The following is a 12,263-nucleotide window of genomic DNA, read 5'->3' as shown; positions in this document are numbered from 1 at the left end:
AGGCCTCCTTGCCTCTCCGGACCGGTCAGTCCGGCAGCCGGCGCATCTCGACCACGCGCAGGCCCATGTCCTGGAAGCGCATGAGCAGTCCGTACAGATGCGCCTCGTCGGTGACGGGGCCGAAGAGCAGTGTCTGCTGTGGGGCGGGCACTTCCGCCAGCTCGGGGAAGGCCTCTGCGACCGGCGTGGACAGGCGGCCGGTGACGCGGAACTCGTAACGCATGGCCCGCACTTCCCATGGTCCTGGAGAATCGTCTCCTTTGCATGCTGGCCGATGTGCGGCCGGTGCGGCATCACCCGGATGAGGTGAGCCCGCGTCCCGGGCCTGCGCCCCGGGCCCGCATGCCGAGCATGCATCCCGACGCCGGGTGCCGCTGTCAGAGCAGGTGGAACTGCCTCGCCCGACGGACCGCATCGCTTCGCCGGGAAACGGCAAGCTTGCGGTAGATGCTCCTCAGATGCGTCTTCACCGTATTGACGGACACATACAGCTCCGCGGCGATCTCCTCGGTCGACATCATCTCCGCGGCAAGCCGCAGTACGTCGCGTTCGCGGTCGCTGAGCGACTCGACGAGAACGACGTCCGCCGGGCCGCCCTCCAGGGCCGGCGTGCTGTCGGCGGATGCCGCGCGCTCGGTGACCCACGGTTGGGCGCTGGTGAGTTCCGGCCGCTGTTCGAGCAGATGGCGCAGCCAGGGGGCGGCTCCCGGGAGGTCGGCCGGCATGCCGGCGAAGAGCCGCTCCAGCCGGTGTGTGTCCGGGCCGGTGAGTGAGCCGCCGAGGGCCAGGTGATCGACGATCAGGGCGGCGGCGTACTCCCAGTCCCCTGCCGCGGCCGCGTGTTCCATGGCTTCCGAGACCAGGCCGGCGTCGGCGAACCAGCGTGCCGCGCGGCGATGCAGCTGCGGTTCGAGGCCGGGCTGGTGGCTGCGCAGATAGGCGTGGAGAACCTCGGTGAACAGCGGGTGGAAGCGGCACCAGGGCGTGTCACCGATGGGTTCGACGAACGTGTTGTCGCGGGTGAGCCCGGCCAGGATCCCCTCGGCGTCCTCGCGTCCGGTCAGCAGATTCGCCAGCTGCGGGTGCACCCGGTTCAGGATGCTCGTACGCACCAGCAGGTCCCGGGTGTCAGCGGGCTGGGCCTCGACGACTTCGGCAAGCAGATAGTCGGCGACGGCACTCTGCGAAAGGGCGAACGACCGGGCGAAGCCGGTCGGGTCGTCGGTCCGCTGCATGGCCAGGGCACACAGTCGCAGTCCGGCGGCCCAGCCCTCGCTGCGCCGGGTGAGGGCCTCGACGGTCTCCGCCGGCGAGGCCAGGCCGTGCCGCCGCAGCAGCGTCGCGGTCTCGTGCCGGGTGAACGCCAGGTCGGCGCTGCGGATCTCACAGATGCTGTCCTCGGCGCGGTAGCGGTGCAGAGGGAGCAGCGGATCGACCCGGCTGATCAGCACCAGACGCAGCTGCGGTCCCGCGTGGCTCAGGATGAATGTCAGGCCAGAGGCCACCTCGCGGTCGGGCACCCGGTCGAGGCCGTCGAGTACGAGAACCACCGGTTGGTCCAGCCCGGCCAGCGCGGAAGCCAGCCTGACCAGCAGGGAACGGTCGACGGTGTCGGCGCGCGTGGGGGCGCCGACGGTGTCAGGCAGCGTCACGCGGTGGTGACGGAAGGCTTCGAGGACGTACGTCCAGAACACGCCCGGCGGGCTGTCGTCGTCCTCGAGAGTCAGCCACACGACCGGGTGGGGTGCCGTCGCACGGGCCGTCCACGAGGCGGCGAGAATGGTCTTTCCGGCGCCGGCCGGGCCCGTGATCAGAGTCAGTGGTCCCGCCGTTCCGTCGGCGAGGCGGTCCAGCAGGCGCCTGCGGCGCACGAAGGACTCCGGAACGGAGGGCACGGAGAACTTCGCGGCCAGCAGCGGGTCGCCGGTCGGATCCGGATGCGGCTCCGTGGTACGGAGTCCGGCCGTGTGTACTGCGGGTGTCCGGGCGATACGGGGGGCTCCGCCGCTGTCCGGCGCTGCGGAGGTTGTGCTCCGGGGCATGCGACCACCATCTGGCTGTCGGCTGCCTTGTCCTGCCAACCGTATGTACCGTGCCGACCTGTTCAGTCGCCACGTGTGCCGACGGCACTTGGACCGACCCGTCAATCTTCACCGCGCATGTTCATGATCGCCAGGCGGGCGGGCCGGGCGCCGGTGAGCGGAGTCGGGTCGGGCGATCGGTCAGCGGTCCCGTTCGGGTACTGGTGGTTCCCCCTGAGCGGGTGAGTGGACATCACCCGGAACGGGTGAGAAAGCCGCCTCCGGTGATCCGGCGTTCACCCGTCGAAGGCAATGCTCCGGCCGGCCCCACGTCACTCGCCGCGGGTGGCCGTGAGGGTTCCTGCCGCGGTAGCCGCGAGCTGTTCACGGGGCGGTTCCGACGGGCTGCTCATCCTGCGTCGGTGCGGCGGCGGCCCTGGGCTGCCGCCTTCTGATCCCTTTCCGCTCCCGGCCCCGGCGAGGGATACCTCCGGCCGGGCCGAATGGGCGGATCGCGGGATTTCTCCCACGGGCCGGACCACTGGGACACCCCGGAGGATGTTCCCGCTGAGTGGTCCTGACGGGTTGTTCCGGAAATTTTCTGCGCGAGGTGTCGAGAATCCGTCATCGGCCGCGACGTCCCCTGTGAGAGTTGCCCACAAGGGGCGGCAACGCATCCGAGGGAGTGAAACCATGAAGTATCTGGTGATGGTCCAGGGCTCGCAGGCCGACTACGAGGCCATGCGCGGCCAGGCTTCGGAGCACAGCCCGGCCTGGAGCGAGAAGGAACTGCAGGCGATGTTCGCCTTCATGGGCGAGGTCAACAACGACCTCTCCGAGTCCGGTGAGTTTGTCGACGGCCACGGCCTGGCCGAGCCCGCGCAGACCCGCTTCGTCAGTGCCGGCAAGGACGGGCGGCCCGTGATCACGGACGGTCCGTACGGGGAGACCAAGGAGCTGCTCGCCGGGTACTGGGTTCTCGACTGCGAGAGCCTGGAGCGGGTCACCGAGATCGCCGCGCGCATCGCGACCTGCCCGGGGCCCGAGGGGGCTCCCCCCTATCCGGTGGTCATCCGGCCCATCCAGGACGGCGGAGGCGATGTGTGAGACGTACGACCGGCATCGAGGACCTGCTGCGCCTGCACGCGCCGCAGGTTCTCGGTGCGCTGGTGCGCCGGTACGGGCATTTCGATCTGGCCGAGGAGTCCGTACAGGAGGCGCTGCTCGCGGCCGCGCAGCAGTGGCCCGCGGCCGGGCGGCCCGACAATCCGCGAGGCTGGCTGATCAAGGTCGCTTCGCGCCGGCTCACGGAAGCGCTGCGCAGCGACGAGGCGCGGCGCCGACGTGAGGAGACGGCCGCGGCGCTCACGCCACGAGACGCCTTCACGGCGCCCGCCCCCGGAGAGAGCCGCGCACCGTCCGACGACGACACCCTCACCCTGCTCTTCCTGTGCTGTCACCCCGAACTCACGCCGGCCGCGCAGGTCGCGCTCACCCTGCGTGCCGTCGGCGGTCTGACCACGGCCGAGATCGCCCGTGCGCATCTCGTCCCGGAGGAGACCATGGCGCAGCGCATCAGCCGGGCCAAGCAGAAGGTGAAGGGAGTGCCGTTTCGGCAGCCGGGGCCCGAGGACCGCGATCAGCGGCTCGAGGCTGTGCTGCAGGTGCTTTACCTGATCTTCAACGAGGGCTATACGGCGACCTCCGGCAGCGATCTGCACCGCGCCGATCTCGCCGCCGAAGCGATCCGGCTGACCCGGGCCGTACGCCGGCTCCTGCCGCAGGAGGGTGCGGTGACCGGGCTGCTGGCGCTGATGCTCCTCACCGACGCGCGCAGCGCGGCCCGCACCGGACCGCACGGCGAGCTCGTTCCGCTCGACGAGCAGGACCGCAGCCGCTGGGACCGGGAGGCGATCACCCAGGGCAGCGCACTGGTGGAGGAGGCCCTGTCCGAGGGGCCGGCCGGGGCCTACCAGCTGCAGGCGGCGATCGCGGCGCTGCACGACGAGGCCGCTCGTGCCGAGGACACCGACTGGCCGCAGATTCTCGCTCTGTACGACCTCCTCGTACTCCCCCATGGCCTTCGGCACGGGAGGTCCCACGCGCCCGCGCCCATGGCCGAGTTGGGCCGTGCCGTGGCCGTCGCCATGGTGCACGGACCCGAGGCCGGGCTGGCCGAAGTCGCCGAGCTGGAGGACCGGTTGGCGGGCCACCACCGGCTCGACGCCGTACGCGCGCACCTGCTGGAGAAGGCTGGGGACATCGAAGGCGCCCGAGCCGCCTACCAGCTGGCGGCCCAGCGCACGCTCAGCGTTCCGGAGACGCGCTACCTCCAGATGCGTGCGGCCCGGCTGCTGCCCCCCGCTTGACCGGACCCGACGACTGGATCACCACCCTTGTCCCGCTCGCCGCCGCCCACGCCACCCCGGTGGACTCAGGCAAGCCGCTCACCTTCGCGTCCGCGTCGGGCGTCCGTCGCGGGACGGCGAAGGCGCTGCGCAAGCCTGGGCCGCGGCCGTCCGGGGGCTCCGGAGAGGCTTCGGAGCAGGCGGACCCGGAAAATGGAGTTGATCTTGCTCCGGATGGCGTAAGGTTGTGTTCACCGACGCGGGGTGGAGCAGCTCGGTAGCTCGCTGGGCTCATAACCCAGAGGTCGCAGGTTCAAATCCTGTCCCCGCTACTGCAGCCAGTGGCCCGGCACTCGATCAGAGTGCCGGGCCACTGTCGTACCCGGCATCAGAGCGCCGGGCCACTTGTCTTCGTACCCGGCCGATCGCCGCCGCCGTCGCCCGGTTGGCGGACGGAGAGTCGCAGCACGGCGCGGCTGCGGCCAGCCTGGGAAGAGCGCGGTACCGTCCGCAGCCGTGGATGGACTGGTCAAGGAGATCACTGGTGGGGCAGCGAGAGCAGGACGGCGGCACCAGCGCTCATCGCCTTGTCCTCGCACTGCCCTCGCTGATGATCATCGGCGGTCTGGTCTTCGATCTCCTCACCCCGTCCGAGTTCACCGCATCCCCGCTCTTCGCCGCCGCTCCGCTGATCGCCGCACCGTTCTTCTCCTGGCTCGCCACTCTGCTGACCGGCATGGCCGCCGTCGCCGGTGTGGTGGGTCTGCACATCTACAACGGGACTCTGAGCCAGACCTCGGCGAACACCGAGCTGTTCACCGTGATCACCGTCGCCGGCCTGGCGCTCTTCATCAACCGGGTCGTACGGCTCAGCGGGCAGCGACTCGCCTCCGCCCGCGTCATCGCGGAAAACGCGCAGCGCGCCGTGCTGCCCACCCCACTCGACCGGATCGGCGGGCTGCGGATCGCCGCCCGGTACGAGGCGGCGCAGAAGGACGCGCTCGTCGGCGGCGACCTCTTCGCCGTACAGGACACTCCGCACGGTGTACGGCTGGTCGTGGGCGACGTCCGGGGCAAGGGGATGGAGGCGGTCGAGGCCGTGGCCGTGGTCATCGGGGCGTTCCGGGAGGCGGCCGAGCAGGAGAGATCACTCGAGGGTGTCGCCGCACGCCTGGAGCGGGCGCTCACTCGCGAGGGCACGCGGCGGGACAGTCTGGACGTGTTCGAGGGATTCACCACCGCCGTACTCGCCGAGGTTCCGCGCGGCGCGGCCGGGGTGCGGGTGGTCAACCGTGGCCATCCGGAGCCGCTGGTGCTGTACCCCGACGGCGATGTGGACAGGCTGCGCCCGACCGAGCACGCCCTGCCGCTGGGGATGGGCGATCTGGGGAGCTTGCCGGATCTGGCGGATGAGTATCCGTTCCCGGCCGGTGCCACGCTGCTCCTCTACACCGACGGGCTGTCCGAGGCGCGTAACGCGGACGATGTCTTCTACGACCCCGGCGAGCGGCTCGGCGGTCGGCATTTTCCCGGGCCCGAGGAGCTGCTGGACGCGCTCCTCGACGATGTACGCCGGTACACGGGCGGCGGCACCAACGACGACATGGCGCTGCTGGCGGTCGGCCGTCCGGCCAACGGGCGGCCGGAGCGTGGAGGGACCGTACCTGTGGTCAAGGAGGAGCGGGAGGAGTCGGGCCGCGACCGTGTGTAGTCGAAGGACACCCCTCCGCATAACATTTGAAGCACCGTCAGAAGTGCGGTGTGGTCCGCTCATCGGCCAAGTCGCCCGATTCCGGCCGCTTGTGTCCAGGTAAGTCCTGGCCGATGAAGTTAATGATCAGTCGGAACAGCTTGGAATCGGGCCCTGGTGTCTATTAACGTTCGATAACGCAGCGCGGTTGTCCCAGTCGTCGCAAGAGACGGCACCGTGCGCACGCGCCGAATCCCGCAAGGGAACCGGGGAACCACCAATTGGGGTGAATCGGGCACATTTTGCCGCTCTGTTCGCGGTCGAAGCGCTCGTAGGAGACCTTCCTGCTCCGAACCCGTCAGCTAACCCGGTAGGCGAGAAGGAAGGAAAGGAGCACGCCTCCGTGGCGTCCAACAAACCTGCCCCTGCCCCCGAAACCCCCTTTCAATCCGACTTCTTCGGCGAAGAGGTAGCGGAGCGGGCATGGGAGGAATGGAACCCCACCGAGGACTCCGTCCGTCCGGTGCGCGGCCGGCACCGTGTCATGAAGCAGCGCGGCGGACTCGCCCGCAGCTCCACGGTGCTCGGCGTCGGTGTGATCGCGGCGGTCGGCGCGGGCGGCATGGCCAGTGCGCAGGACAAGCCTCCGGTCTCCATATCGCTGCCGGACCTTCCCGACTCGATCGCGGACAAACTGCCCGACGCCAAGTCACTGCCGGGCGTGGGCTCCTTCATGTCCGACGACTCCGACGCGCAGTCGGGGAACGTGAACGCCTCGCCGCTCACGACGATGACCCTCGCCGCGGACGACGGCGCCGACGCGGAAACGGGCGTGGGGGGCGCGGGTGAGGCCCTGCGCGCCCGCATCCTCCAGCAGGCCGAGCAGCAGCAGGCCGACGCGGACGCCGAGGCGAAGTCGGCCGCGGAGAAGCTCGCCGCCGAGAAGGCCGCGACGGAGGCGACGCAGCAGCAGACGGCGGCGGAGGCGAAGGCCGAGGCCGCCAAGCGGAAGGCCGAGGAGGCCGCCAAGGCCAAGGCGGAGGAGGAGCGGCTCGCCAACCTGGCCAAGAGCTTCGCGCTGCCCACCTCCGCGTACACGATCACCTCCACCTTCGGCGAGGCCGGCTCCATGTGGTCCTCGGGCTACCACACCGGCCTGGACTTCGCCGCCCCTACGGGCACGCCGGTCAAGGCGGTGCACGGCGGCACCGTCAAGTCTGCGGGCTGGTCCGGCTCGTACGGCTACCGCACGGTCCTGGAGCTCGACGACGGTACGGAGGTCTGGTACTGCCACCAGTCGTCGATGTCCGTCAGCGCGGGCCAGAAGGTGACGACGGGCGAGACGATCGGCCGCGTGGGCGCGACCGGCAATGTCACGGGCCCGCATCTGCACCTCGAGGTCCACACCCCGGGCGGCTCGGGCATCGACCCGATGGCCTGGCTCCAGGGCAAGGGCCTCACCGTCTGATCCCGCGCCGCGGTTCCCGGCAGCCCTGGCACCCACCCCCCGGCGCCAGGGCTGCCGGTCCGTGCGGCCGCGTTTCCACGTAGCGGGGTTCCGGGGTCCGGTGTTCCGGGTTCCGGGTTTCGGTACCCCGGAATAGCGCGGCGCGGTCCGGCTGTTGATCAACGTATGACTTCTCTCCGTACCCTCGGCTCCTCGGGCCTGGCTGTCTTTCCGCTCTCCCTCGGCGGCAATGTCTTCGGCTGGACCGCCGACGAGACGCAGTCCTTCGCCGTGCTCGACGCGTACGCCGCCGCGGGCGGCAACTTCATCGACACCGCCGACTCCTACTCCGCATGGGTGCCGGGCAACGAGGGCGGCGAGTCCGAGACCGTCATCGGCAACTGGCTCGCCGCGCGCGGCAACCGCTCCGAGATCGTCGTCGCCACCAAGGTCGGCGCGCACCCCCGGTACAGGGGCCTCTCCGGCACCACGATCAAGGCCGCGGCCGAGGAGTCGCTGCGTCGGCTGCGCACCGACTACATCGACCTGTACTACACGCACTTCGACGACCCGGCCGTCCCCGTCGAGGAGATCATCACCGCCCTCGACGAGCTGGTGAAGGAGGGCAAGGTCCGCGCCATCGGCACCTCCAACCTCAGCGTCGAACGGCTCCAGGCGTCCCTGGACTTCTCGGAGCGCGAGGGCCTGTCCCGCTATTCCGTGCTGCAGCCGCACTACAACCTCGTCTCGCGTGAAACGTACGAGGGCGAGCGCCAGGAGACGGCCGCCCGCGCCGGTCTCGCCGCCGTCCCGTACTACGCGCTCGCGTCCGGCTTCCTCACCGGCAAGTACCGGCCGGATGCGACGGTGCTCAGCCCCAGGGCCGAGGGAGCGGCCAAGCATCTGAAGACCGACCGGGGTGTGGCCGTGCTCGCCGCGCTGGACAAGGTCGCCGAGGCGCGCGGCGCCGAGATCGCGACCGTCGCGCTCGCCTGGCTGGCCGCGCAGCCGACCGTCGCCGCGCCGATCGCGTCGGCCCGAACGGTCGAGCAGCTGCCCGCCCTGCTGGCGGTCGCCGACCTGGAGCTGACGGCCGAGGAGCTGGCCGAGCTGACGGCGGCGTCCGCCTAGGGCTGCCCTAGGAGCGGTACGGGTTGTAGCCGCCGTAGTCGCGGTACGGCGGCGGCACCCACGCCCGGCCCGTCGCCCGTGCCGCGTACGTCAGCGCGGGCGCGGCCAGATCCTTGCGCTGCCACAGGTGGTGCAGCAGCTCCTGCTCGCGCGCCACGAAGTCCGGGCCCACCGCGCCGCGGTGGGCCCGGTGGCGCAGAAAGGCCAGGGACGTCGCGAACGTCTCGTACTCGGATACGGCGTGCGCCGCGGCCGGTCCGTGCATCCGCCGCGCGACGTCGCGCGCCATCGTGCGTGCCCGCATCGAGGAGAGTGCGTGCGGTTCGTCCGCCGCCAGCCAGCCGGCCGCGGCGTACGCGGGCAGCTCGGCGGATATCGTGCGCAGCTCACGCTGCCGCGTCCAGATCGTCAGCCAGGTCAGCAGGCCGAAGGCGGGCACCATGAAGGCCCCGTACACGCCGTAGAAGCCCAGCGGGCCGAACAGTGACGACGAGCCGTTCCACAGGGCGTGCATGGCCATGGCGAGGACGAGACCGAGCAGCGGCAGCGCGACGCGGCGGATCCTCTGGCGCTGCGCCGCGAGCGCGGCGATCCCGAAGCCGATGCCGGTCAGCACGGTGAAGAGCGGATGCGCGAACGGCGACATCACGACGCGTACGAAGAAGGTCGCCGCGGTCATCGAGGAGAGGCCCGAGGTGCCTATCTCCTGGTCCTCGCCGAAGGCGCTGCCCAGATAGAGGATGTTCTCGGTGAAGGCGAAGCCGGTCGCGGTGAAGCCGGCCACGACGACGCCGTCGACTATTCCGGTGAAGTCCCGTCTGCGGAAGATGAAGATGAGCAGGACGGCGGCGGCTTTCGCGCTCTCCTCGACGATCGGGGCTATCACCGTCGCGCCGAGGGTGTCGGCGCTCGCCGGATCCGCGGTGGCGGTGGCTATCCAGCGGGTCGCGAAGGAGTTCGCGATGATCGCGACGAGGGCGGCCGCGAAGGCGCCCCAGGCGAAGGCGAAGAGCAGATTCTTCCAGGGGCCCGGTTCGACGCGGTCCAGCCAGCGGAAGGCCGCCATCAGGAGCGGGACGGGCAGGGTGGCGAGGCCCAGGCCGACGAGGAAGCCCTCGGTTCCGGTCTGTTCGCGTACGAGCGCGAGGATCACCAGGCCGGAGAGGGCGAGGAGCGTGATCAGCACTCCGGCCCTGACCGCCTTGCTGTGCCAGAGCCGGGAGACGCGGCGCGGCTTGTAGCGCCACCGGGAACGCTCCGGCACGGCGTCGAACAGCGGCTGCTGATCGAACGCCGGGACCGCCGGATGCGGTGGGAAGTGCTGCGGCGACGACTCGGACACCCATCGACCCTAACGAGAGAGACTGACACTCGCGATGGTGCCCGGGGTACTACTGAGGGTTACGCGTCCCGCAATGCGCTGCCCACGCGGCGGAACAGCAGGTCGTGCACCATGTGCCCCTTGTCCAGGCCCTGTCCCTCGAAGCGGGTCAGCGGGCGGAACGAGGGGCGGGGGGCGTAGCCGCCGTCCTTCTGGGTGTTCTCGAAGTCCGGGTGGGCGGAGAGCACCTCGAGCATCTGCTCGGCGTACGGCTCCCAGTCGGTCGCGCAGTGGAGAACCGCGCCGGGCTTCAGGCACCGCGCGGCGAGGGTGAGGAATTCGGGCTGGATCAGCCGCCGCTTGTGGTGGCGCTTCTTGGGCCAGGGGTCGGGGAAGTAGACGCGCAGCCCGTCGAGCGAGCGGGGCGCGAGCATCTCCCGGAGCAGGATGATCGCGTCACCGTTGGCGACCCGGATGTTGGACAGTCCGTGCCGCTCCGCGAGACCGAGCAGATTGCCCTGCCCGGGGGTGTGCACATCCACGGCGAGAATTCCGGTGCCGGGGTCCTCGGCGGCCATCAGCGCGGTGGCCTCGCCCATCCCGAACCCGATCTCGAGGACGACGGGCAGATGGCCGAACATGTCGTCGAGGTCGAGGACGCGCAGCCCGTCGATGTCCATGCCCCAGACCGGCCACAGCCTTTCCAGCGCATCGGCCTGCCCGACGGTGACGCGGCTGCGGCGCGGCTGGAAACTGCGAATGCGCCGCTCATGATGCGACCCGGCGGGATCGGCAGCGGGCCCACCGGGGAAGCGGGGCTCGCCCTTGGCACGGATGGGGGGCCGGGGGGCGTCGTCGGGAGCGCGGTTCGGGAACTCAGACACAATGGCCTGATTCTACGGCGGGGGTGGGGGTGACCTTCGCCGGGAGCCGAGCCCGGGCCCGAGCCCGGGGCTGGGCCCTGACGCGGGCCCTCCGTCCCGTGCGGGCGGGACCGGCGTCCCCGTCACCTCCCCGATCCGACCAGTCGGCCGTCCGCCAACGCCGTCAGGGCCCTGCGTGCCACCTCTCTGCCGATGGGCAGGGAGGCCGTCGCCGCCGGGGACGGCGCGTTCAGCACATGCACCGTCCGTGGTGCCTCGCGGATCAGGAAGTCGTCGGCCAGCGTCCCGTCCCGCAGGACCGCCTGCGCCCGTACGCCCGACGCGGCCGGACGCAGATCGTCCTCCGTCACCGCCGGCAGCAGCCGTCGTACCGCCGTCGCGAACGCGCGCTTCGACAGCGAGCGGTGCAGCTCACCCGCGCCGTACCGCCAGTGCCTGCGGGCTATCCGCCACGAACCGGGCCAGCCGAGCGTCCCCGCCAGTTCCAGCGGGCGTACCGCCGACCAGCTGTAGCCCTCGCGGGCCAGCGCCGGTACCGCGTTCGGTCCGACATGGACGCCGCCTTCGATGCCGCGGGTCAGATGGACCCCGAGGAAGGGGAACGCCGGGTCCGGCACCGGGTAGATCAGTCCGCGTACGAGATCGGGGCGGGCCAGCTCGTAGTACTCACCCCGGAAGGGGACGATCCGCATGCCCGGCTCGTCGCCCGCGAGCAGTGCGATCCGGTCGCAGTGCAGCCCCGCGCAGTTCACCAGCACCCTCGCCCGGACCACTGTCCCCGATGCCGTGCGCACCGCGACGCCCCAGGCGCGGCGGTCGACGGCGATGACCTGCTCGTCGTACCGGATGTCCGCGTTGGACGCCGCTGCGAGCTGCGCCGCCACCGCCCCGAAATCGCAGATCCCGGTCGTCCCGACATGGATCGCCGCGAGGCCGCGCGCCTCGGGCTCGTACTCCGTGATCTGCGCCGGGCCCAGCTCCCGTACCGGAATGCCGTTCTCGCGGCCGCGCTGGACCAGGGCGTGCAGCCGCGGCAGTTCGTCCCGCCCCGTCGCGACGATCAGCTTTCCGGTGACCTTGTGCTCGATGCCGTACTCCGCGCAGAACTTCACCATCTCCGCCGCGCCGCGCACCGCGAACCGCGCCTTCAGTGACCCCGGCCGGTAGTAGACCCCGCTGTGGATCACCCCGCTGTTCCGCCCGGTCTGGTGCCTGGCCGGGCCCGGTTCCTTCTCCAGGACCGTGACCCGGGTCCCGGGAGCCGCGCGCGTCAGCGCATACGCCGTCGACAGGCCGACGATCCCGCCGCCGATCACCAGCACGTCACAGTCGAAGCCCTGCCCGTGGACCTGTCCGTGATCATGCCCGAAGCCCTGCCCGGACGCCGTCACCGCGTCACCTCCCACCCCGATAGTGCACTG

General features: G+C 70.9%; 10 protein-coding genes, 1 tRNA gene and 1 riboswitch. Of the genes, 6 read left to right on the top strand and 5 right to left on the bottom strand.

Going from position 1 to position 12,263, the window contains the following annotated elements; all coding sequences use genetic code 11:
- Nucleotides 1–25: 25 nt before the first annotated feature.
- Together OG966_RS19125 and OG966_RS19120 are read right to left on the bottom strand one after the other, a co-directional pair.
- Complete coding sequence (locus OG966_RS19125; protein WP_326650924.1) at nt 26–223, bottom strand: hypothetical protein; 198 nt, start codon at nt 221–223, stop codon at nt 26–28.
- A gap of 154 nt (nt 224–377) precedes the next feature.
- Nucleotides 378–2,042: a helix-turn-helix transcriptional regulator gene (locus OG966_RS19120; RefSeq protein WP_326650923.1), complete on the bottom strand. Its 1,665-nt coding sequence runs from the start codon at nt 2,040–2,042 to the stop codon at nt 378–380.
- Nucleotides 2,043–2,714: 672 nt separating this feature from the next.
- On the opposite strand from OG966_RS19120, the gene OG966_RS19115 reads away from it, so the two are divergent.
- The 6 genes from OG966_RS19115 to OG966_RS19090 all read left to right on the top strand — a co-directional run bounded on the left by OG966_RS19115 (nt 2,715) and on the right by OG966_RS19090 (nt 8,637).
- A complete protein-coding gene (locus tag OG966_RS19115; protein WP_326650922.1) occupies nt 2,715–3,128 on the top strand; it encodes a YciI family protein in 414 nt (137 codons plus the stop codon).
- A complete protein-coding gene (locus OG966_RS19110; protein ID WP_326650921.1) occupies nt 3,125–4,390 on the top strand; it encodes an RNA polymerase sigma factor in 1,266 nt (421 codons plus the stop codon). Before OG966_RS19115 ends, OG966_RS19110 begins: the two co-directional genes overlap by 4 nt.
- A 237-nt stretch (nt 4,391–4,627) precedes the next feature.
- Nucleotides 4,628–4,701 (top strand) — tRNA-Met (locus tag OG966_RS19105).
- 212 nt (nt 4,702–4,913) lie between these two features.
- Complete coding sequence (locus OG966_RS19100; RefSeq protein WP_326650920.1) at nt 4,914–6,080, top strand: PP2C family protein-serine/threonine phosphatase; 1,167 nt, start codon at nt 4,914–4,916, stop codon at nt 6,078–6,080.
- A 215-nt stretch (nt 6,081–6,295) separates the two neighbouring features.
- Nucleotides 6,296–6,451, top strand: a riboswitch (cyclic di-AMP (ydaO/yuaA leader).
- Nucleotides 6,452–6,462: 11 nt separating this feature from the next.
- Entirely contained in the window at nt 6,463–7,527 is a 1,065-nt protein-coding gene (locus OG966_RS19095) for a M23 family metallopeptidase (RefSeq protein ID WP_326650919.1), read from the top strand.
- 165 nt (nt 7,528–7,692) lie between these two features.
- Complete coding sequence (locus OG966_RS19090; RefSeq protein ID WP_326650918.1) at nt 7,693–8,637, top strand: aldo/keto reductase; 945 nt, start codon at nt 7,693–7,695, stop codon at nt 8,635–8,637.
- A 7-nt stretch (nt 8,638–8,644) separates the two neighbouring features.
- Here OG966_RS19090 and OG966_RS19085 read toward each other — a convergent pair whose 3' ends face one another.
- From OG966_RS19085 to lhgO, 3 genes are all read right to left on the bottom strand, one after another.
- Nucleotides 8,645–9,979: a PrsW family intramembrane metalloprotease gene (locus tag OG966_RS19085; RefSeq protein ID WP_326650917.1), complete on the bottom strand. Its 1,335-nt coding sequence runs from the start codon at nt 9,977–9,979 to the stop codon at nt 8,645–8,647.
- Nucleotides 9,980–10,038: 59 nt separating this feature from the next.
- Complete coding sequence (gene trmB / locus OG966_RS19080; protein WP_406731535.1) at nt 10,039–10,842, bottom strand: tRNA (guanosine(46)-N7)-methyltransferase TrmB; 804 nt, start codon at nt 10,840–10,842, stop codon at nt 10,039–10,041.
- A 122-nt stretch (nt 10,843–10,964) separates the two neighbouring features.
- Nucleotides 10,965–12,233 (bottom strand): L-2-hydroxyglutarate oxidase, encoded by a 1,269-nt coding sequence (lhgO, locus tag OG966_RS19075; RefSeq protein WP_326650916.1) that lies wholly within the window; start codon nt 12,231–12,233, stop codon nt 10,965–10,967.
- Between the last annotated feature and the right edge of the window lie 30 nt (nt 12,234–12,263).

This window comes from Streptomyces sp. NBC_01750 (genome assembly GCF_035918095.1).
In the GTDB taxonomy this organism is placed as follows: Bacteria; Actinomycetota; Actinomycetes; order Streptomycetales; family Streptomycetaceae; genus Streptomyces.
This window is presented reverse-complemented; position numbering and strand designations above follow the sequence as displayed.